At 69.4% G+C, this 20,836-nt stretch carries 20 protein-coding genes and 3 pseudogenes; 18 read left to right on the forward strand and 5 right to left on the reverse strand.

Features of this window, described 5'->3' with window-relative positions:
* Positions 1 to 34 precede the first annotated feature (34 nt).
* The 7 genes from ACKTSN_RS45500 to ACKTSN_RS45530 all read left to right on the forward strand — a co-directional run bounded on the left by ACKTSN_RS45500 (position 35) and on the right by ACKTSN_RS45530 (position 6,291).
* Positions 35 to 391: a dihydrodipicolinate synthase family protein gene (locus tag ACKTSN_RS45500; RefSeq protein WP_409474424.1), complete on the forward strand. Its 357-nt coding sequence runs from the start codon at positions 35 to 37 to the stop codon at positions 389 to 391.
* Positions 388 to 1,872 carry a 5-carboxymethyl-2-hydroxymuconate semialdehyde dehydrogenase gene (hpaE, locus tag ACKTSN_RS45505; RefSeq protein ID WP_409474425.1) on the forward strand — a complete coding sequence of 495 codons (1,485 nt, stop codon included), beginning with the start codon at positions 388 to 390 and terminating at the stop codon, positions 1,870 to 1,872. The genes ACKTSN_RS45500 and hpaE overlap by 4 nt, the downstream gene beginning before the upstream one ends.
* Positions 1,869 to 2,864, forward strand: a complete 996-nt coding sequence (hpaD, locus tag ACKTSN_RS45510; protein WP_409474426.1) for a 3,4-dihydroxyphenylacetate 2,3-dioxygenase — start codon at positions 1,869 to 1,871, stop codon at positions 2,862 to 2,864. Before hpaE ends, hpaD begins: the two co-directional genes overlap by 4 nt.
* A 158-nt stretch (positions 2,865 to 3,022) precedes the next feature.
* On the forward strand, positions 3,023 to 4,012 hold the full coding sequence (locus ACKTSN_RS45515; RefSeq protein ID WP_409474427.1) for a pirin family protein: 990 nt from the start codon (positions 3,023 to 3,025) through the stop codon (positions 4,010 to 4,012).
* Positions 4,013 to 4,101: 89 nt separating this feature from the next.
* Positions 4,102 to 4,566, forward strand: coding sequence for a MarR family winged helix-turn-helix transcriptional regulator (locus ACKTSN_RS45520; protein ID WP_409474428.1), 465 nt, complete (start codon positions 4,102 to 4,104; stop codon positions 4,564 to 4,566).
* Between the two features lie 117 nt (positions 4,567 to 4,683).
* Positions 4,684 to 5,790 (forward strand): LLM class flavin-dependent oxidoreductase, encoded by a 1,107-nt coding sequence (locus ACKTSN_RS45525; RefSeq protein WP_409474429.1) that lies wholly within the window; start codon positions 4,684 to 4,686, stop codon positions 5,788 to 5,790.
* A gap of 24 nt (positions 5,791 to 5,814) precedes the next feature.
* Positions 5,815 to 6,291: a tetratricopeptide repeat protein gene (locus ACKTSN_RS45530; RefSeq protein WP_409474430.1), complete on the forward strand. Its 477-nt coding sequence runs from the start codon at positions 5,815 to 5,817 to the stop codon at positions 6,289 to 6,291.
* A gap of 43 nt (positions 6,292 to 6,334) precedes the next feature.
* Here the strand turns inward: ACKTSN_RS45530 and ACKTSN_RS45535 are convergent, their stop codons facing one another.
* From ACKTSN_RS45535 to ACKTSN_RS45545, 3 genes are all read right to left on the reverse strand, one after another.
* Complete coding sequence (locus ACKTSN_RS45535) at positions 6,335 to 7,255, reverse strand: NADP-dependent oxidoreductase (protein WP_409474431.1); 921 nt, start codon at positions 7,253 to 7,255, stop codon at positions 6,335 to 6,337.
* A 349-nt stretch (positions 7,256 to 7,604) separates the two neighbouring features.
* Positions 7,605 to 8,021, reverse strand: a complete 417-nt coding sequence (locus ACKTSN_RS45540) for an SsgA family sporulation/cell division regulator (RefSeq protein ID WP_409474432.1) — start codon at positions 8,019 to 8,021, stop codon at positions 7,605 to 7,607.
* Between the two features lie 133 nt (positions 8,022 to 8,154).
* Positions 8,155 to 8,724 (reverse strand): hypothetical protein, encoded by a 570-nt coding sequence (locus ACKTSN_RS45545; RefSeq protein WP_409474433.1) that lies wholly within the window; start codon positions 8,722 to 8,724, stop codon positions 8,155 to 8,157.
* 336 nt (positions 8,725 to 9,060) lie between these two features.
* Here ACKTSN_RS45545 and ACKTSN_RS45550 point away from each other — a divergent pair, with 336 nt between their 5' ends.
* The 3 genes from ACKTSN_RS45550 (at position 9,061) to ACKTSN_RS45560 (ending at position 11,337) form a co-directional block, all read left to right on the forward strand.
* On the forward strand, positions 9,061 to 9,594 hold the full coding sequence (locus ACKTSN_RS45550; RefSeq protein ID WP_409474434.1) for a MarR family winged helix-turn-helix transcriptional regulator: 534 nt from the start codon (positions 9,061 to 9,063) through the stop codon (positions 9,592 to 9,594).
* A 591-nt stretch (positions 9,595 to 10,185) separates the two neighbouring features.
* A complete protein-coding gene (locus tag ACKTSN_RS45555) occupies positions 10,186 to 10,656 on the forward strand; it encodes a MarR family winged helix-turn-helix transcriptional regulator (RefSeq protein ID WP_409475088.1) in 471 nt (156 codons plus the stop codon).
* A gap of 273 nt (positions 10,657 to 10,929) precedes the next feature.
* Positions 10,930 to 11,337 carry a hypothetical protein gene (locus ACKTSN_RS45560; RefSeq protein WP_409474435.1) on the forward strand — a complete coding sequence of 136 codons (408 nt, stop codon included), beginning with the start codon at positions 10,930 to 10,932 and terminating at the stop codon, positions 11,335 to 11,337.
* Between the two features lie 679 nt (positions 11,338 to 12,016).
* Here ACKTSN_RS45560 and ACKTSN_RS45565 read toward each other — a convergent pair.
* Positions 12,017 to 12,289 (reverse strand): annotated as a pseudogene (locus tag ACKTSN_RS45565) (helix-turn-helix domain-containing protein); the annotation flags it as partial.
* A 36-nt stretch (positions 12,290 to 12,325) separates the two neighbouring features.
* Between ACKTSN_RS45565 and ACKTSN_RS45570 the strand changes: the two are divergent.
* The 8 genes and pseudogenes from ACKTSN_RS45570 to dapE form a co-directional block, all read left to right on the forward strand.
* Positions 12,326 to 12,852, forward strand: a pseudogene (locus tag ACKTSN_RS45570) (NADPH-dependent FMN reductase); the annotation flags it as partial.
* Positions 12,853 to 12,965: 113 nt separating this feature from the next.
* Positions 12,966 to 14,858: a Na+/H+ antiporter NhaA gene (nhaA, locus tag ACKTSN_RS45575; RefSeq protein WP_409474436.1), complete on the forward strand. Its 1,893-nt coding sequence runs from the start codon at positions 12,966 to 12,968 to the stop codon at positions 14,856 to 14,858.
* Between the two features lie 131 nt (positions 14,859 to 14,989).
* Positions 14,990 to 15,508, forward strand: a complete 519-nt coding sequence (locus ACKTSN_RS45580; protein WP_409474437.1) for an IS607 family transposase — start codon at positions 14,990 to 14,992, stop codon at positions 15,506 to 15,508.
* Positions 15,505 to 15,690 carry a helix-turn-helix domain-containing protein gene (locus tag ACKTSN_RS45585; RefSeq protein ID WP_409474438.1) on the forward strand — a complete coding sequence of 62 codons (186 nt, stop codon included), beginning with the start codon at positions 15,505 to 15,507 and terminating at the stop codon, positions 15,688 to 15,690. Before ACKTSN_RS45580 ends, ACKTSN_RS45585 begins: the two co-directional genes overlap by 4 nt.
* Positions 15,632 to 16,495: a transposase gene (locus ACKTSN_RS45590; protein ID WP_409474439.1), complete on the forward strand. Its 864-nt coding sequence runs from the start codon at positions 15,632 to 15,634 to the stop codon at positions 16,493 to 16,495. Before ACKTSN_RS45585 ends, ACKTSN_RS45590 begins: the two co-directional genes overlap by 59 nt.
* A pseudogene (locus tag ACKTSN_RS45595) lies at positions 16,390 to 17,010 on the forward strand (RNA-guided endonuclease TnpB family protein); the annotation flags it as partial. The gene ACKTSN_RS45590 and the pseudogene ACKTSN_RS45595, both read left to right, overlap by 106 nt.
* A 22-nt stretch (positions 17,011 to 17,032) precedes the next feature.
* On the forward strand, positions 17,033 to 17,812 hold the full coding sequence (locus ACKTSN_RS45600) for an SDR family NAD(P)-dependent oxidoreductase (protein ID WP_409474440.1): 780 nt from the start codon (positions 17,033 to 17,035) through the stop codon (positions 17,810 to 17,812).
* 223 nt (positions 17,813 to 18,035) lie between these two features.
* Positions 18,036 to 19,088 carry a succinyl-diaminopimelate desuccinylase gene (gene dapE / locus ACKTSN_RS45605; protein ID WP_409475089.1) on the forward strand — a complete coding sequence of 351 codons (1,053 nt, stop codon included), beginning with the start codon at positions 18,036 to 18,038 and terminating at the stop codon, positions 19,086 to 19,088.
* Positions 19,089 to 19,099: 11 nt separating this feature from the next.
* On the opposite strand, the gene ACKTSN_RS45610 is transcribed toward dapE, so the two are convergent.
* Positions 19,100 to 20,683, reverse strand: coding sequence for a PucR family transcriptional regulator (locus ACKTSN_RS45610; protein ID WP_409474441.1), 1,584 nt, complete (start codon positions 20,681 to 20,683; stop codon positions 19,100 to 19,102).
* Positions 20,684 to 20,836 lie beyond the last annotated feature (153 nt).

Consider the following 20,836-nt stretch of genomic DNA (forward strand, 5'->3'; position numbering starts at 1 on the left):
ACCGCTGCCGCACGCCTGCGGACGCTCGCTGCTGGTGTGGTCGGGCATCGAGCTGCTGTGCCTGCCCCTGCTGGCACTCGGCGGCGCCGGCTTCGTCTCCGCCGTCGCCAACCTGGCCCCGACCGCGGTGGCGCGGATGTACGAGCTGTGGGAGGCGGACGAGTTCGACGCGGCCCGGGACCTGCACTACCGGCTGCACCCGCTGGTGGACCTGCTGTTCGTCGAGACCAACCCGGTGCCCGCCAAGTGGGTGCTGGCGCAGCAGGGCCGCATCTCCTCCCCGTACGTCCGCCCGCCGCTGACCACGCCCACCGAGGCGGGTCTGACGAAGATCCGCGCACTGCTCGCCGAGGGCGGCGACCTCACCGCACAGATCGGAGCCGACAAGTGACGACCCCTGAGAACCTGCCCTCGGCCATCCCCCACTGGATCGGTGGCGAACTCGTGGACGCGGCCGACGGCCGCACGTTCGACGTCGCCGATCCCGTGTCCAACACCGTGTACGCACAGGCCGCGCGCGGTTCGGCGGCCGATGTCGAGCGGGCGGTGGCCGCCGCCCGGGCCGCCTTCCCGGCCTGGTCGGGGATCTCCAACCGGGCACGGGCCAACGTGCTGTACCGGATCGCGGACGCGGTCGAGGCCCGTCACGAGCGGCTCGCCGCCTTCGAGACGTACGACACCGGCCTGCCCATCACTCAGGCGAATGGGCAGGCGCGCCGGGCGGCGGAGAACTTCCGCTACTTCGCGGACGTGATCGTCGCCCTCGGCGAGGAGGCGTTCCGGCGGGGCGACGACCAGTTCAGCTACGTCGTCCGCACCCCCGTCGGGATTGCCGGACTGATCACGCCATGGAACACCCCGTTCATGCTGGAGAGCCGGAAGCTGGCCCCTGCCCTGGCCTCCGGCTGCACGCTGATCCTGAAGCCGGCCGAGTGGACCCCGTTGTCCGCGTCATTGTGGCCGGAGATCTTCGCGGAGGCCGGTGTCCCGGCGGGTGTGGTGAACATCGTGCACGGCATCGGTGAGGAGGCCGGTCAGGCCCTGGTGGAGCACCCGGACGTGCCGCTGATCTCCTTCACCGGCTCCACCGACACCGGCCGCCACATCATCCGTTCCTCCGCCCAGCACCTGAAGACCATCTCGATGGAGCTGGGCGGCAAGTCCCCGGCGGTCGTCTTCACGGATGCCGACCTGGAAGCCGCCCTGGACTCGGTCGTCTTCGGGGTGTTCTCCCTCAACGGCGAGCGCTGCACGGCCGGTTCGCGGGTGCTGGTGGAGCGGCCGGTGTACGAGGAGTTCACCCGTCGCCTGGCCGAGCGGGCCGCGAACGTCCGCGTCGGGCTGCCGTCCGACCCGGCCACCGAGGTGGGCGCGCTCGTGCATCCCGAGTACTACGAACGCGTGCTCAACTACGTGGAGATCGGCACGAAGGAAGCCCGCCTCATGGCCGGCGGCATCCGTCCCGCCCACCTGACCGAGGGCAACTATCTGCAGCCCACCGTCTTCGCCGACGTCGAACGCGACGCCCGCATCTTCCAGGAGGAGATCTTCGGACCGGTCGTCGCTGTCGCGCCCTTCGACGACGAGGCCGAGGCGATCGAGCTGGCCAACGCCACCCAGTACGGCCTGGCCGCCTACATCTGGACCTCGAACCTCAAGCGCGGCCACCGCATCGCCCACGCCGTCGAGTCCGGCATGGTCTGGATCAACTCCCACAACGTCCGGGCCCTGCGCACCCCCTTCGGCGAGGTCAAGGCCTCCGGCGTCGGCCGCGAGGGCGGCGCCCACTCCATCGACTTCTACACCGAATCGAAGATCGTCCACGTCGCCCTCGGTGACGTCCACACCCCCCGCTTCGGAGCCACCTCATGAACGCGCCTGATGTGATCCGGTCCGCCTACGCCCAGCTCGCCGTCACCGGCCTCGGTGCCGCCCGCCGGTTCTGGGTCGACATGCTCGGCTTCCACATCCAGTACGAGGACTCCGGCACCCTCTGCCTGCGCGGCACCGACGAACTCACCCACCACTCCTTGGTGTTGAGGAGGGGAGAGCCGGCCGGCCTCGACCACCTCGCCTACCGGGTGCGCACGCCGGAGGACGTCGACAAGGCGGAGAAGTTCTTCACCGAACTCGGCCGCCCGGTCAAGCGGCTGAAGAAGGGCGAGGGCACCCCTGGTGTCGGCGAGGCCGTCCGCGTCATAGACCCGCTCGGCTTCCCTGTGGAGCTCTTCCACGACATCGAGCGCGCCGAACGCCTCATCCAGCGCTACGACCTGCGTCACGGCGCAGAGATCGCCCGCCTGGATCACTTCAACATCTGCACCCCCGACATCCCCGCCGCTTACGCCCACTACAAGTCCCTCGGCTTCGGCTGCTCGGAGACGATCGAGGGCGACGAACACGAGCTGTACGCGGCCTGGATGTACCGCAAGCAGGCCGTCCACGACGTCGCCTTCACCGGCGGGGCCGGACCCCGCCTGCACCACCTCGGCATCGCCACCCACGAGTCGCACCAAGTCCTGCGCCGCGCCGACCTGTTCGGCTCGCTCCGCAAGGAGCACCACATCGAGCGCGGCCCGGGCAGGCACGGCGTCTCCAACGCCTTCTACCTGTACCTTCGCGACCCCGACGGCCACCGTGTGGAGATCTACACCTCCGACTACTACACGGGCGACCCCGACCACGAGACGTACCGCTGGAACGTCCACGACGACCGGCGCCGCGACTTCTGGGGCAACGCCGTCATCGAGTCCTGGTACAAGGAGGCCGCCCCGGTTCTCGACCTCGACGGAAACCCGCAACCCGTGTCGGACGCCCTGCTCGACGAAAGCGCCGTCCGAGCGGGGGCGGACGGCCTCGGCTGACACCTACTGACACCTGTGCGAGGCGGGCGCCGGAGATGACCGGCACCCGCCTCCGCTGCTCCCGGCTCCCTGCCCGTCCTGTACCGGCTGTGGCCTTCGCACTACGCTCATGGCGTCATAGTTGATGCGACAACTAGAGGGTGTGGGAGGTCGTCTCAGTGAGCAACGTGGAAGCCGAGCCTGCAGTGGTGAGATGTGGAGCGCTGGTCGATGACAGGCGGCCGGCCGAGGTGCCGCGAGTCGACGTGCTGCCTGCGCGAGAGGTGCCTCTGGGTGGCCCGCGCGCGATGACGGTGCGGCGTACGCTGCCGCAGCGTGCCCGGACCCTGATCGGAGCCTGGTGCTTCGCCGATCACTACGGTCCCGACGACGTCGCCACGACGAGCGGCATGGACGTCGCCCCGCATCCGCACACCGGCCTGCAGACGGTGAGCTGGCTGTTCAGCGGGGAGATCGAGCACCGCGACAGCCTCGGGACCCAAGCCCTCGTCCGGCCCGGCGAGATGAACCTCATGACAGGCGGGTACGGCATCGCTCACGCGGAGGTCTCCACCCCGCGCACCACCGTCATCCACGGCGTTCAGTTGTGGGTGGCACTGCCTGGGGAGCATCGGAACGTCGACCGCGCCTTCCAGTACTACGTCCCCGAACCCCTGCGGATCGACGGGGCCGAGATCAGGGCCTTCCTGGGCTCGCTCGCCGGCGACACCTCACCGGTGCAGACCTTCACCCCTCTGCTCGGTGCCGAGGTCATCCTCGCCCCGCATGCGACGATCACCCTCGCCGTGGACACCGCCTTCGAACACGGCCTTCTCGTGGACAGCGGGGAAGTTCGCGTGGCCGACACCCTGCTGCACCCCGCGGAGCTGGGCTATGTCCACCCAGGCATCGACGCTCTGACGCTGGTGAACGAGTCGGACGGTCCGGCGCGGACGATCCTGCTCGGCGGCACCCCGTTCGAAGAGGAGATCGTCATGTGGTGGAACTTCGTCGGCCGCAGTCATGACGACATCGTCCGGGCCCGAGAGGACTGGGAGGCCTCCTCCGATCGCTTCGGAGTCGTCGAGGGGTATCCGGGGGGCCGTCTTCCTGCACCTGCCCTGCCGAACGCCACCATCACGCCGCGCAGGAACCCCCCGCGTCGCTGAGACGCTCGACATCCTGCGGTGGTTGGCGGCTGAACTCGACCTGCACTGAGGGGTAGGTGATAAGTCAACAATCTCCTGGACTCGTTCGTATGGACGAGCAACCGCAGTGGCTCACCCCGGTGGAGCAGGACGCCTGGCGCAGCGTCATTCGGATGTACGAGAGGCTTGGCGCGCGGTTGGCCCGCTGCTTGCAGTCGGAGTCCTGTCTGTCCGGCGCCGACTACGCGGTGCTCGTCAAGCTCACGGGCGTGCCTGATGGCCGTATGCGCCATGTGGAGCTGGCCAGGAGCCTGGAGTGGGAGAAGAGCAGGATGTCGCACCAGATCTCCCGGATGGCAAAACGCGGGCTCGTGGTCCGGGAGGAGTGCCCTGAGGATGGGCGCGGCGCGTTCGTGGTCATCACCGAGGCGGGGCGGGAAGTGATCGCGGAGGCCGCACCCCGTCACGCGAACGCCGTTCGCCGCCTGTTCATCGACCCCCTGACTCCGGGGGAGCTCGGCACGCTCGCCTGTCCGGCGGACCGCATTGTCGAGCATATGGAGAAGCAGTCCTGATCGTCGGGCCCACTTCCCACGGCCCGGAGCGGCTGACGCGCGGCCGGAATAGAAGTGCGCCGGGCGTGTTGCACCGCTATAGTTGATACATCAACAATATGGAAAGGTCTGAGCACGATGCAGTTCGGCATCTTCACCGTCGGTGACGTCGCCACCGACCCGACCACGGGCCGTACGCCGACGGAGCACGAGCGGATCAAGGCGATGGTCGCCATCGCGCAGAAGGCCGAGGAAGTCGGGCTCGACGTCTTCACGACCGGCGAGCACCACAACCGGCCGTTCGTGCCGTCGTCGCCGACCACGATGCTGGGCTGGATCGCGGCGCGCACCGAGCGGATCATCCTGTCCACGGCCACCACGCTGATCACCACCAACGACCCGGTGAAGATCGCCGAGGACTACGCGATGCTCCAGTACCTGGCCGACGGACGGGTCGACCTGATGATGGGCCGCGGCAACACCGGCCCGGTCTATCCGTGGTTCGGCAAGGACATCCGGCAGGGCATCAACCTCGCCATCGAGAACTACGCCCTGCTGCACCGGCTGTGGCGCGAGGACATCGTCGACTGGGAGGGGCGCTTCCGCACCCCGCTGCAGGGCTTCACCTCCACACCCCGCCCGCTGGACGACGTACCGCCGTTCGTCTGGCACGGCTCCATCCGCTCCCCGGAGATCGCCGAGCAGGCCGCGTACTACGGCGACGGCTTCTTCCACAACAACATCTTCTGGCCCAAGGAACACACCCAGCGGATGATCGACCTGTACCGGGAACGGTACGCGCACTACGGCCACGGCAGTCCCGAGCAGGCCATCGTCGGTCTGGGCGGCCATGTCTACATGCGCCACAACTCCCAGGACGCCATCCGCGAGTTCCGCCCGTTCTTCGATCACTCACCGCAGATGGGCGGCGGGGTTTCCATGGAGGAGTACATGGAGCAGACCCCGCTGACCGTCGGCGCCCCCGAGCAGGTCATCGAGAAGACGCTCACCTTCCGCGAGCACTTCGGCGACTACCAGCGCCAGCTGTTCATCGTGGACGGCGGGGGAGTGCCGCAGAAGGCCGTACTCGAGCAGATCGACATGCTCGGCGAGGAGGTCGTGCCGGTGCTGCGCAAGGAGTTCGCCAAGAACCGGCCGGCCGACGTCCCCGACGCCCCTACCCACGACTCGCTGCTCGCCGCCCGCGACGCCGAGCGTGTGCAGTCCGCCGATCCGGTGGCCTGAGACCGCACGAAAGGGTGAGAACCGATGACCGACAACTTCAACGACTACCCGGCGAACGACGGAGTCGCACCCGACCGTTGGGCAAGCGCCCTGCACCTGTTCGACAACGGCGTCGGGGTGCCGCACGAGGAGACCACTCTCGAGCGCTGGGAGAGGGCTCAACTGCTCTTCGAGGCCAAGGACTACATCGGGGCCGCCAAGCTGCTCGCCGTCGTCGTCGAGGAGGTCCCTGAGCAGACCGGACCCCGGCTCCTGCTGGCTCGCGCCTATTACCACTCCGCACAACTGCGGCGCGCAGAGGAACAGTTGCGCAAAGTGATCGAGCGCGATCCGGTGAAGCACTACGCCCACCTGTTGCTGGGCCGCGCCCTGGAACGCCAGGGCCGCCACGACGAGGCGGCACCCTGGCTGCGTATGGCCGCCGCCTTCAAGGGCGACCTCCCGGCCGACGACGACTGGGCGGCGCAGGCAGTGAATGCGTGGGAGGCGGGCGCCGGTTGACCGATGCCCGCCTCCCACGGCTCGTGATCTGCTCTCTCGCGCCCTATTGGGGAAGGATTACGATCTTGCCGCGCACGTGGCCGGCACGGCTCGCGTCGAGCGCGTCGGCTGCCTCCGTGAGGCCATAGGTGCGCGAGATCGGAACGTGCAGGCGTCCCTCCTCCATGAGGTCCAGGATCTCGCGGAGGGCCAGCCTGCCGTTCCCACCCGCGCCGCCCGTGTGAATCTGGATCCCCGTCCCGGCGGCGTCGAAAGCGACGAGGGTCAGGACCCGGTCAGGGCCTCCGGCGAGCTCGATCGAGTCCGGGATCTCGCCGCGGCCGGAGGCATCGATCACCGCGTCGACGCCGTTCGGGGCGACGGCCCGCACGCGTTCGACCAGCCCTTCGCCGTAGGTGACCGGTACGGCGCCGAAGTCGCGCAGTTGACCGTGGTTGCGCTCGCCGGCAGTGCCGATCACCCGCGCGCCGCGGGCCACGGCCAACTGCACCGCGAAGGTGCCCACGCCCCCGGCGGCGGCATGGACCAGCACCGTCTCGCCCTCGCTCACCTTGAGCCGGTCGAGGGCAGCCCAGGCGGTGCCGCCCGCGCTGGGGATACCGCCGGCCACGTGCCACGGCACCCGGGCAGGCTTGGCGACCAGCGCGCTGGTGTCGGCAAGGGTGAATTGGGCGTAGGACGGAGTGAGCGACATCCCGAGCACCTCGTCGCCGACGCCGAACTCGGTCACCCCTTCCCCGACCGCGACCACCACGCCGGCCACGTCGGAACCGAGGCCCGCGGGCAGCTCGAGAGGAAACTGCTCGCGCATCCAGCCCTGGAGGATCTTCCAGTCGACGGGGTTGACACCGGCCGCGCGGACGGCCAGCCGTACCTGCCCCGGTCCCGGAGTCGGCGGTGGTACGTCCACGACACGCAGCGCGTCGCTGGTGCTGTACTCCGAGAACTGCACTGCGAGGGACATCTGCCGGACTCCATCTTCGTCGGGAATGGTGAAAAGGGTGTGCCCCGACGAGGCTAACAACAAGTTGATGCATCAACAACTGGGAGCGCCCAGTCGAGGCCCAGCTCGACAGTCGGACCGCCCGGTGGCAGGTCTCGTCGTCCCAGGCGTTCAGCGTGGTGCGCAGGATCCAGATGGGCGGGGGCCAACGGGTGGGTGAACAGTTCCGGATGTCGTCGTTTGAGCTGGGCGTAGGCCCGGAGGCGTGCAGTTCGCCGACGTTGAAGGATGTTCATGAGTGCCTCAGCGGAATGGAAGTACGGCCGAGCGCGGGGCTGTTGGGGGCGCACTCGTCTGAAGCTCAGTGCCCTCAGGCCGTGCCGGGCAGGAGTCGCGACAGTTCGGCGTCCCAGTCCAAGCCGTCGGCTTCATGGCCGGCCGGTACCACGCAGAATGTGCGCTCGAGCCACTGCGCCACCTCGGGGAGTGGAGCGGTCAGCCGTGCGGCCCCATGGGGGGAGGACAGGGCAAGGTGCAGTTCGGCGTCGGACCCGGATCCCTTCGGCCGGACGCGTACGTCCCCTTGCCCGCTCGGCCGGAAGAGACCCTCGACCAGAAGGTCGCGGGCCAAGATCCATATGACTGAGCGGTCGGTGCCGGGGTGGAAGACGATGTGCACGGCAAACGGGTCGTGCGCTTCGTACGACAGGCGGGTTGGCACCGCGATCCGCTCGTCAGGCGCGAGCGCGAGCCCCATGTACAGCATCTGATCTACGTAGTCGGCCATGGCTCACTTTGCTCCTCGGGAGCCTGGGGCGCCGGCTGCACCACTGCGCCACGGCAGCAGTGCAGCCAACGGTCGGGGGAACGGGGCCCGGGCCGGGTCGGTGCGCAGCACGCCCGGCCCGGGCCCCCGATGGTCAGCGGAAGATGCGGCGGTCGAAGTCGTGGGCATCGCCGATCACGATGACCCATGTCCCGTGGTTCCACTTGTAGAAGCGGTGACCGTCGTAGCGGTAGCGCTGGCCCTGCTCACTGCAGTACCAGTTCTTGCCGCTGCGGTGCCACGTGCGGTGGCCGTCCCAGCGGCTGTCCCGGCGGTCGTAGCGGTTGTAGTCGTTGCGGTCGTAGTCGTGGCGGTCCTTCCAACCGGCGTAGCGGTTGTGGCGGTCGCGGTCGTACCGGTCGTACAGCTTGTGGTCGTTGCGGTCGTAACGGTGGTTGTTGCGGTCGTGGCGGTTGCGGTCACTGCGGTTGTCATCGCGGCGGTCGCCGTAGTGCGAACTGCTCGAGGAGTGGGAGGTGCTCGACGAGTGCGAACTGCTCGAGGAGTGAGACGAACTCGAGGACTGGGAGACGGTAACCGCCGTGCGCTCAGCGCCCTGGCCCGACGACGCCGAGGCGGTGCCGCCCGCTGCGAGGAGGGTGCCCACCGCGACGGAGAGCGTGACGGCCGTGGTGGCGGCCCGCTGCCTGAGGGCGTGACTCATGATCATTCTCCTTGGTCTGTTCCGGAGCCCTGGAATGGAAGGCTCCGTTTAATGGGCGTGGATTGACCCCGGTGCTCGTGACACTGGTGTGCTCCCGCGTCCGGCCGGTAATGTGAGGCCTAAGCGGACAGCTGTCCGTTGTCGTGAGAACGTACCGGACAGCCCTCCGGTTGGCAAATGTGATCGGGGGTCACGGCGAGAGCATCTCGACGAGCTCGTCAATACTTGATGCCTCAACTAGGAACCTAGGTACGCTTCCGTGGAGGGTCAAGCGAATGGGGCCCGATGTGGGTCCTGTCACTTGATGTATCAACTATCTCGGCTAGTATGAACTGCATGGACAACGACACGAGGCTCCATCGGACGGAGGCGAGTCCTCAGCAACCCCGCTGGCTGACGAGCGAGGAACAGGACGCCTGGCTGTCGCTTGCTGCCGTAGTGGTCAAACTGCCGGCAGCCCTGGACACGCAATTGCAGCGCGACGCCGACATCACCTTCTTCGAGTACCTCGTCCTCGCCGGGCTCTCCGAAGCGCCCGATCGCACGCGGCGGATGAGTGACCTCGCCGTCCTCACCAACGCCTCCCTGTCTCGGCTGTCCCATGTGGTCAAACGGCTTGAACGGCGCGGTTGGGTGCGCCGCGAACCCTGCCCCGAGGACGGACGTTCCACCAACGCCATCCTCACTGAGGCCGGCTGGGCCAAGACGGTGGCCACCGCTCCCGGTCATGTCGAAGTGGTACGGCAACTCGTCATCGACGCCCTCACCGCTCCGCAGCTCCGTCATCTGACGGGCATCGGCCATCGGATCCTGCGCCGCCTCGACCCGGACATCCCCTGCCCCACGGAAATTCCGCGCAGGGCCAAGTGAGCAGCTGCCAGGCCCCTCTGTCCGCCTGAGCCAATCAAGATGGGACCCTGCGAAACCAGGGTGCATTGGCGGTCTGTCCCCGGGGGAGACCGCCAAGGAGCATCCGTTTCCGGATGGGGTTCGGTGCTCACCAGCGGTGCGCACAACGCCGTCCCGGCTCCGGGGCCAGGAGCGGGCCGACGGCCAAATCGGCCGACTGGCCCACGGGGCATCGCGTGCTGCCCGGGTCCGTCCAAGCCACCGCTCGGCGGTCCGGGCGTCGAGTCCCGTCGCCGTGGACACCTCGCCCGCCGACGCCGTGACGGCGACGACAAGCGCGCGGTACACATCCGTCTCGGCGACCGACAGCCCCACCGACTCCAGCATGTCCCCTCCCCAGCCCCTTGCCGAAGTCACCATCGAGGAGATCGCCCGTTCCGCGGAGTGGCGAACGAACTGCTGTCGCACCACTTCAGCGGCAACGACGGACTCTCCGCCGAGGTCGTACGGAAGGTCGACCACTGGATTCCATCGATGGCGCCCAATCATTGAGACTCTTAAATCCTTCACTGTGTGTGACCGTTGCCGCTTTGATACGATGGTTGTGTGATCATGAACGCGGAACTGGCCGACACCCTGGAAACCGACCCCCTCGACCGGCTCGGCTTCTTGCTGGCCCGGCACGGCGCCATCGTCAGCAGCCGGATGGAGCACGCTTTTGCGCTGTGCGGACTGACGCTGCGCCAAGGTGCGACGCTGATCCTGCTCGGCAGGTCGGGCAACATGAGCCAGCAGGGCGTCGCAGGGGCTCTTGAGGTGGACCCGAGTGTTCTGTGCGGCATCCTCAACGACCTGGAGTCCACGCAGTTCGTCGAACGCCGTCGCGACCCGGCCGACCGGCGCCGTCACATCGTCGCGATCACCGAGGAAGGCGGCCGCGTCCTGGCCAAGGCCCAGGAAGCCATTGAGAAGGTGGAGCGGGAGCTGTTCGCGGATCTCACCGCCGAGGAGCTCGCAACACTGCGGGACCTGCTGAGCCGGGTCAGGACCTCCAAGGGCGACATCGCCTGCACCGAGCGCTGATCCACCGGCCGCCACGAGACGGCAGGGTCGGCGCCGATCACACACCCCAGGAACCAGTGCGGTTCCTGGGGTGTTTGTGCTTGGCGCACCCACCCCACTCCCATCATGCGAATGAGTCGACGGTCACACCTCCACAATCGTTGACGACCTTCAATGATTTGCTAGTGTCAACGCATGACGGTGATCAGTCGTACAGCGGCCACCGTCGCACGGCGCATCGCGTCGAACTATTCGCGTCCGTTCGATCAGCGGGCCACGCAAGGAGGCACCACCATGAAGCAGTTCACGCACCGACTCGCGACCGCAGCCGCCACTCTCGCGGTCGCCGGCAGCGCACTCATAGCCGTCGGGAACCCCGCCGCGGCATCCACCCTCCCCGCCGACCGGCACAGCCACACCGGCGCCGTCGCCCGCGTCGCGACCGACCACAGTGACCGCGATCGGCCGCGCACGGACGGGCGTCCTGACTGGCGCAGCGAGCGGGATCACCGGGATTACCTGTACTGGCGCTCCAGTGACGACGGACGCCAACTGCGCTACGACGGCCGCCACGTCTACCAGCGGGTGGACGGACGGTGGATCGTCCTCACCCCGGCGCGCGAGCGCGCATACGGCTTCGACCGCTGGTACTTCGACCAGCTCTGGTACAGCTACGCCGCCTCGAGCCGTTCCGGCATCTGAGCGAGCCGGCCGGGCCCATCCGACTGGGCCCGAGGCTCGATCGCGCCGGACTCACATCGGCTCAGACGCTTCACCCTCGTGACCGCACCATCCGGCACTCCGTGCCAACGCCCCACCCGGAGAGCACCATGCAGCAAACCGCCCCGCTCATCACTGTGTTTCGGCGCCTCTGGCCGACCAGCGGACTTGGTTCCGGCCGACACCGTGGACAGCCCGCAGTCGAGCATGGCCCCGCCCTGGACCTGCCCGGGTCAGGCCGCCATCGCCGCACCGAGGCCAGTGCAGTACTGACGAGACAATGACTGGCCCGTTCGGGTCACGGCCGGCCGTGGCGGGCACTGACCTGCGGCCCAGGTTCTGGGCGGCGGCTCCTGTGAGCCCTCTGGGCCGGGAGTCGCTGCACCCGCAAACGCCTGCGACCTGAGCATGAGCGGCCAGGTTGCAGGACGCCGCCGGGCAAGGGACGGCACTGGCGGCGAACCAGCGGACGTGAGGCGCCTGGGGAGGCAACTCGCGTCCCGCCGTGGGGCGGCATCCATCGGTCATGTGGGTGACCGAGCGATACACAGACGGATGCCGCCCCCCATCGGCGACGGGCCGCCTCGGCCGGCTCTTCCGGTTGACCGGACTCGAGGTGCGCCGCGCCGAACAACGACCTGTCCGGCCTCCCCAGAGCGTGTTACGAGATGGCCCGGAGACGGCCTTGGGGCCGACCGCGGAGTTGGTCGACTGCCTGGGCCGTCCTGTCGTCTGCGGGGAGGAAGACGACCAGCTGTTGGGCGTCCGAGGAGAGTTCGAGCGTCTCGCGGAGCAGTTGGGGTTCGCAGCCGGAGGGGTGGTTGAGGCGGAGAGCTCTACGTCGCGGAACCTCGTGACGGTTCAGGCGGCTCGTGAAGTCGGGGCCGGCGACGGGGGCGAGTTCCGAGGTGAACCACTCGGAGTTCTCGACCGATGCTGATGCCGGCCCGCGCGGCGAGATCCGAGCGCCGTGGCCTCGTGGGTCGCCGAACAGGCCCGCATGCACGGTGGTTTCGATGTGGACGTCGTCGATCTGGCCGAGATCGACATCCCGTTGGCGCTGCCTGCGGCATCGCCGAAGTACGCAGGCGACGGTTACCCCGTCCGGCCGGGATGGCGGCACTGACGTCGGCGCTCGAGGGCGCTGATGCGTTCATCGTGGTCACGCCGGAGTACAACCACAGCTATCCCGCGTCGTTGAAGGCGGCCATCGACTGGCACTTCACCCAGTGGACCGCCAAGCCCGTCGCCTTCGTCAGCTACGGCGGTGCAGCAGGCGGCCGGCACGCGGTGCTGCACCTGGAGAACGTGCTGACCGAGTTGCACGCGGTGACCATTCGCGATCATCTCGCCTTCCCGAACTACTTCACGGCCTCGCGGGACGGCCGCCCCCTCGACCCTGAGGTCCCCGGCTACGCCAAGACGATGCTCGACCAGTTGCACTGGTGGGCGGCCGCGCTCCGCTCGGCCCGCAACGCCGCTCCCTACCCGGCGTGAGCGCGGCGACGATGGAGTAGTCGCCTCCCGGATGTGACACCGTGGATGAGGGAGGCTTGTGTTCGTCCCAGTCCCACGAGCCTCCGTATCCCTCGTCGAATGAGCGTCCGAGTATGTCCTTGCCCGCCGACGACTACCGGGGGCAGTCCGCGTGCAGCAGTGGCTCGCCCTCACCACTGCGCGACTTCCTGCGGACCGAGACGGGAAGCGCCGCCGTGCTGGTGGCGGCAGCATGTGCCGCGCTGGTCTGGGCCAATGTGGCGCCTGCGGGGTACGAGTCGTTCTGGCAGACCCATCTGTCCGTGGAGCTCGGCGCGTACGGGATCTCCCTCGAACTGCGGGAATGGGTGAACAGCGGGCTGATGGCGCTGTTCTTCTTCGTCGTCGGTCTGGAGGCGCGCCGCGAGTTCGACATGGGCGAACTGCGCGACCGCAAGCGGCTCGCGCTGCCGGTGGCGGCGGGAGTCAGCGGCATGCTCGTACCGATCGCCCTCTACCTCGCGATCAACGCGGACCACGGCACGATGCAGGGCTGGGGCGCCGCCATGTCCACCGACACGGCCTTCGCCCTGGGGATGCTGGCCGTGGTCGGACGCCGTATGCCGCAGGGACTGCGGATCTTCATCCTCACCCTCACGGTGGTCGACGACTTCCTGGCCCTGGGCGTGATCGCCGTCGCCTACAGCGATCGCATCGTTGTGCCACCGCTTCTGCTCGCGGTCGGCGTCTTCGCCGTGATCCTGGCGCTCCGGCGGTTCCGACTGCGCCGAGGCATCGTGTACGCGCTGCTGGCGCTCGTCGCGTGGGGCGCGCTGCTCGAATCCGGTGTGGACCCGGTGGTCATCGGACTCGCCATGGGGCTGCTGACGTACGCCTACCCCGCGTCGCGCTCCGACCTGGAACACGCGACCGGACTGTTCCGGCTCTTCCGCGAGCAGCCCACCCCCGAACTGGAGCGATTGGTACGTGAGGGCATCGCCTCGGCCATCTCGCCGAACGACCGGCTGCAACGCATGTTCCACCCCTGGACGAGCTACGTCGTCGTACCGCTCTTCGCCCTGGCCAACGCCGGCATCCCGATCAGCGGCGACCAGCTCGCGCGGGCCTTCACCTCACCCGTCACTCTCGGCATCCTGCTCGGATACGTCCTGGGCAAACCGATCGGCATCGTGGGCGCGGCAGGACTGACGACTCTGCTGGGCCGGGGAAGGATCCGGCTTCCGGTCGGCTGGGGAGCCCTGGTCGCGGGCGGAACCCTGGCCGGAGTCGGGTTCACGGTCTCCCTGCTCATCGCGACCCTCGCCTTCGACGGCACCCGGCTGGACGACGCCAAGATCGGCATTCTGAGTGCCGTGCTCTGTTCCTTCGTACTCAGCAGGCTCGTCACGGGCGCCATCGGCTCGCTGCCACGAGGGACGCAACTACGGGCGCTGGTGGGAAAGGCGGACACGATCGTCGATCTCGCCGTGCCCGTGGACCCCGACCGGGACCACATGCGAGGGCCTCGCCACGCCCCGGTGACTCTGGTGGAGTACGGCGACTACGAGTGTCCCCACTGCGGGCAGGCGGAACCGGTCATTCGCGAGCTGCTCGGCGACTTCGGGGACGTCCGCTACGTGTGGCGGCACCTGCCGCTCACCGATGTCCACGTACACGCCCAGCTCGCCGCCGAGGCCGCCGAAGCGGCCGATCTGCAAGGCCGGTTCTGGGACATGCACGACCTGCTGATCAGCCACCAGGGCGCGCTCCGGTTCGACGACCTGCGAGGATACGCGGCCGACAGCGGACTGGACATCGTGCGCTTCGAGCGGGACATACGGTCCCGCGCGGGTGCGTCGCGGGTCGCTGAGGACGCGGAATCGGCGGAACTCAGCAGCGTCGCGGGAACTCCCACCTTCTTCATCAACGGACGCAGGCACCACGGCGCCTACGACATCGCCGGCCTGTCCGCGGCCGTACGGGCGGCACGTGCACACGCTGTCGTTGTCGCAGAGAGGACGCGGTGATCTGCCTGGGGACCAGGGGGGTTTCATCTGTTCCGTGGAGCATAGTCATTCGTAGCCTTCTGTAGTCATTTATGTTCGGACTGTGAAGCTTTCCGAGTGGGCGCGTCAGCTACCAGACGGCCTGGCGGTGGGTGAGGAACGGCACGATGCCGGTCCCTGTCCGCCAGGCTCCGTCCGGTACCTGGCTCGTTGACGACGCGCCTGCTGCGGCGGAGGGCCAGGTGGTCGCGTACTGCCGGGTGTCGTCCGCTGACCAGAAGCCGGATCTCGACCGGCAGGTGGTCCGTGTCGTTGAGGGCGCGAACCGTCTGGGACTTGCTGTGAGCGAGATGGTCAGGGAGGTCGGGTCCGGGCTGAACGGGCGTCGGCAAAAGCTGCACCGGATCCTGTCTGGCCGGAAGGTCGGCGTGATCGTGGTGGAGCACCGTGAGCGTCTCGCCCGCTTCGGTGTCGAGCACCTCGAAGCCGCCCTGTCCGCGTCCGGACGCCGCCTCGTCGTCCTTGACACGGAGGAGGCCACGGACGGCCTGGTGCGGGACATGACCGAGGTCCTGACTTCGATGTGTGCCCGCCTGTACGGGCGCAGGGCCGCGAAGATGCGTGCCGAGCGTGCTGTGAAAGCAGCGACCGAGGAAGGGGCGCACGTATGAAGAAGTTCCGGCCCCGGCCGGGTTTCGTGGTGCAGGCGTACCGGTTCGCCCTTGATCCGAACGCCACGCAGGAGGCCGCGCTCAGGTCGCACTGCGGTGCGGCCCGCGGCGTACAACTGGGCGGTGTCGTGGGTGCGGGCGTCGTGGGCGCAGCGGGCGGCCGAGGCGACGTACGGAATTGACGAGGAGCGGCTGACGAAGTGGCGGCTGTGGTCGCTGCCTGCCCTGCGCAAGGCGTTCAACGAGGCCAAGCACACCGACCCGCGCTTCGCCGGGTGGTGGGAGGAGAACTCCAAGGAGGCGTACAGCACCGGCCTGGCAGGCGCCGCCGCCGCGTTCGACAACTACACCAAGTCCAAGAACGGCAAGCGCAAGGGCCGCACGGTGGGCGTGCCGCGGCGGAAGCCGAAGCGGAAGGCCCGCCTGGCCTGCCGGTTCACCACCGGCAGCATCCGTATCGATCCCGATGGCCGTCACATCACCCTGCCCCGCCTGGGTGCCATCCGCGTGCACGAACGCGCCCACGGCCTGCGGGAGCGCATCGCGGCCGGGACGGCGCGCATCCTGTCGGCGACCGTCCGGCACGAACGCGGACGCTGGTTCGTCTCCTTCCAGGCCGAGGTGAAGCGGGAGATCACCCGCGTCGGCCGCCCGGACGCGGCGGTCGGTATCGACCTCGGTGTGAAGCACCTGGCAGTGCTGGCCGACAGCGCGGGTGAGATCCGCTACGAGCCGAACCCGAAGCACCTGGACGGTTCCCTGAAGCTGCTGCGCCTGCACTCGCGGCGGGTCTCCCGCCGCCAGGGGCCGACCGGCGCACCGGGCAGCAGGCGTCGAAGCGGTGGGAGAAGGCCAACCGCGAGCGCAACCGCGTCCACCACCGGGTGGCGAACCTTCGCGCCGACGCCCTGCACAAGCTCACCACCCGCATCCGCGCCGAGTACGGCACCGTGGTGGTGGAAGACCTCAACGTCGCCGGGATGCTGAAGAACCGGCGCCTGGCCCGCCGGATCGCCGACACCGGATTCGGGGAGATCCGCCGCCAGCTCACCTACAAGGGCCGGCGCAACGCCTGCCCCACCGTGGTGGCCAACCGCTGGTACCCGTCCTCCAAGACCTGCTCGAACTGCGGCGCGGTGAAAGCCAAGCTGCCGCTGCACGTCCGAGTTTTCGACTGTGATGCCTGTCCGCTCGTGATGGACCGGGACGAGAACGCAGCACACAACCTCGCCGCCCTGGCGGCGGCACGCACCACAGGTACCGGAGTGGCCGGAGACCTGGACGCCGTCAAGGTGTCGAAGCCTCGTGGAGCCGACCGTAAGACCCGCACCACCGACCCAGCCGCAAGGCCGGGAGGGGGCGGGCAGGTGGCGCAATCCCCGCCCCGCGCGGGAAGGAAACGAGAGACCGTACTCAAGCCGAAGCCCTCATACTTTGGTGATGTGACGGGCCATCCGGGCCGTAATGCCCGGATTGCTGAGATCCGACTACGGACTCGGTAACGGCTGCCTTAGGGTGCCCGGCATGACGACGCAGGGATACCTCTCGGAGCTGTTCTCACTGGACGGACGCATCGCCGTGGTGACCGGCGGCAGCTCCGGGATCGGCCGCGTCATCGCCGGTGCGCTGGCCCGGGCGGGCGCGGCCATGGTGGTCGTGGCGCGCAACGAGGAGCAGCTCGCCGCCACCGTGGACGAGCTGACCGCGGACGGCTGCCGGGCCGCGTGGGTGAGCGGCGACCTGAGCACCCGGAAGGGCGTGCGGGAGGCGGCGGAGAAGGCCGTCGAGCCGTTCGGTGAGCCGGACATCCTCGTCAACTCCGCCGGCATCAACCTGCGGCCCCCCATGGGGGAGCTCGGCGACGACACATGGGATGTCACCATGGCGGTGAACCTGGAGGCGCCCTTCCTGCTCGGGCAGCGCTTCGGCCCCGGCATGGCCGAGCGCGGCTACGGGCGGATCATCCACATCACCTCGCAGCAGGCGCACCGCGCCTTCGTGCAGAGCGGGGCGTACGGCGTGTCGAAGGGCGGCCTGGAGTCGCTGGCCCGCTCGCAGGCCGAGGCGTGGTCGCCGCACGGCGTGACCTGCAACACCCTGGTGCCGGGCTTCGTCATGACGCCCCTGAACCAGCGGGTGTCCTCCGACCCGGAGAAGGTCTCCGCTCTCGCCGCCCGCACACTGGTCGGCCGCAACGGTCTGGCCGAGGACTTCGCGGGCGCGGCGGTCTTCCTGGCGAGCCCGGCATCGGCGTACGTCACCGGGCACTCCCTCTTCGTGGACGGCGGCTTCTCGGTGCACTGAGACCGCGATCACGACCTGGCATTGGCCGGAAAGCCAAAGCACCCCACACCATCTTGGCCGACACGCACACCCCTCCCCGCCCCCCGCTCCGCATCATCAAGGGCGGAGTGGGAGCGGTGAGAGGAGTGGACGCGTGGACACGGTGCGGACGAGCCCGCGGAGACCCGCGGGTGAGGTCGGGACTGCGGGCAGGCCGACGCGGCGGCGGGACGTCGCGACCTCGCTGAACCCGACCGCCGACCTGGTGGACCTCACCCGTGCCCTGGTGGACATCCCGTCCGAGAGCGGCGACGAGGCAGACCTCGCCGACGCCGTGGAGGCGGCCCTGCGCGCGTGCGCGCATCTGACGGTCGAACGCATCGGCAACTCCGTCGTGGCCCGCACCGAATCGGGCCGTGCCGAGCGGGTGGTGATCGCCGGCCACCTGGACACCGTCCCGGCCGCCGGGAACCTGCCCTCCCGGCTGGACGGGGAGCTGCTGTACGGGCTCGGGGCGTGCGACATGAAGGGCGGCGTCGCCGTCGCCCTGCGCCTTGCGGCCACCCTTGACGCACCGGTACGCGACGTCAGTTATGTCTTCTACGAGTGCGAGGAGGTCTCCGGCGACCGCAACGGCCTGAACCGGATCGCCGCCGAACGCCCCGATCTGCTCGAGGCGGACCTCGCGATCCTCATGGAGCCGTCCGACGCGGGCGTCGAGGCGGGCTGCCAGGGCGTCCTGAACGCGGACATCACGGTGCGTGGTGAGCGGGCGCACACCGCCCGCTCCTGGATGGGCGTCAACGCCGCGCACCGAGCGGCCGCCGTGCTCCAGCGTCTCGACGACCACACCGCCGAGCGGATCGTCATCGACGGCCTGGAGTACCGCGAGGGGCTGAACGCGGTCGCCGTCCGTACGGGGGTGGCCGAGAACGTCGTCCCCGACACCTGCGTGATCACGGTCAACCTGCGCTTCGCACCGAGCCGTTCGGCCGGGCAGGCCGAGGCGTATCTGCGCGGCCTCTTCCCCGAGTACGAGGTCGAGGTCACCGAGGTCGTGCCGGGCGCCCTGCCGGGGCTCGGCCAGGGCCCGGTCGCCTCGCTCGTCGAGTTCCTCGGCGCGACCCCCCGCCCCAAGCTGGGCTGGACCGACGTCGCCCGCTTCGCCGCGCTCGGCACGCCCGCGCTCAACTACGGCCCCGGTGACCCGACCCTCGCGCACACCGCCGGGGAGTATGTGCCCGTCGGTCAGCTGCGCGAGTGCGAGGCCCGGCTCGCGGCCTGGCTGAGCGGCTGAGGGCTCGCGGGTCAGGCCCGGTCCGCGCCCCGCAGTCCGGCGAGGGTGCGCAGCTGCAGCCACAGCACCAACCGCTCGTCCGGGTCGTCCAGGTCGATACCGAGGTGCTGCTGCGCCTGCCTGAGGCGGTACCGGCAGGTGTTGGGGTGCACGGCGAGCAGCTTCGCGGCCCGCGCCATGTCGCATCCGACGTCCAGCCAGCACACCAGGGTCCTGGCGTAGTCGGTGCCGTGCTCGGCGTCGTACGCCAGGACCTCCCGCCAGGCACCCGCCGTCAACTCTCGCTGTCCGCTGATGAGTTCACGCAGCCGGAGCAGGGTGACACGCGCGCGTGTCTCGGTGACGGCGGCGACGTCCTCGCCCGGTCCGAGCACCCGCAGGACGAGGTCGGCGTCGTCCCGGGAGCCGCGCACGGCCGCCAGGTCCGGGACGATGTCGCCCAGCCCGGCCCGCACCGGCACTCGCAGAGCCCGACCCGCACGCTGCACGATGTCCTCGGCGAGCCGCTTGTGTCGTTTCCCACCGTGTTCACCGGTCACCGGCAGCAGCGCGTACACACTCCCGTCCACCAGCACGCACGCGTGCCGCCCGTACCGCGCTTCGCACTGGAGCCGTACCAGGTCGAGCAGCCGCAAGGCGGTCTGTTCCCCGTCGGGCGCTGACGCCGTGCCGTCGAGGGCGAAGGCCACGACACGGACCGGGGTGCCGACGGCGAGGCCGAGGCGGTGCGCGGCGCCGGCGGGATCGGCGGTGCCGTCGAGGAGGCGGCGCAGCAAGTCGCTCGTCAGATGCCGGGACAGTTCCTCGCTCGCGCGGGCCCGCAGCAGGAGCAGGGCGGCCGTGGACGCGGCCTGCCTGAGGGCGTCCTCGGCATCGGGGCCGAGGTGCCCGTCGTCGACGACCCACACCGACCCGAGCGTCTCGCCGCCCGCGCGGATCGCGACGGCGAGCCGTGGCAGCTCGTCGCCGTCGAGTGCGGCGAGGCGTACGGGTCCGGGGGCGGCGAACAGGAGGCGGTACTGCTCGGTGTTCTCGGGGCTGCTCGGCACCTGACGGCCCAGAATGCCCTGCCGCCGGGCCTCGTCGACGACCTGCCCGGTGACGGTGGAGTAGGCCAGGATCCGCTGGCGGGCGTCCTCGATGACGGTCGCGCCGCCCACGGCCGCGGCCACCGCGTTGGCGAGGGCGAACAGGTCGCCGAAGGCGGCCCCGCTGCCCGCCGGGCCGGGCCGGGAGCCGATCGCGGAGGCCAGCAGCAGATGGACGTGATGCCAGGCGGCGTCCTCGTCGACGGCGAGCAGCGCGACGCCGTGGGCCTTCGCCGCCGCCACCGCGTCGGGCTGCCCGTCGCCGGCCCGTACGACGAGTCCGGCCATCCCGGCCGCCGCGGCATCGCGCGCCAAGGGCCCGACCTCGCCCGCTCGAGCCCCGACGGTCAGCAGCAGGGCACCGGGCGCGCTGCGCGGGAAGGGGGCCCCGGCGTCGTACAGCAGGACCTCGGAGACGGGTGCGGTGAGGCCCGCCGGGGTGGTGAGCACGCGGAGCATGGGCTCGCCGAGGGTGTCGAGAAGTTCCTCGAGGGTGCAGGCGTCCATGGGCGGGTCGGGCTCTCCGGTGGGGGACGGTCACATGGTGACGATTGGCGTTTTACGCGACGGTGACCACTGTGGTCCTTGGCCGATCGCAACAGGGCCGCGGGATCTCATTGTGCCTGACGACAATGGCCGCCGGGCTGTGGCCCTGGAGAC

It is taken from the genome of Streptomyces flavusporus, from assembly GCF_046267975.1.
Taxonomy (GTDB): Bacteria; Actinomycetota; Actinomycetes; order Streptomycetales; family Streptomycetaceae; genus Streptomyces; species Streptomyces flavusporus.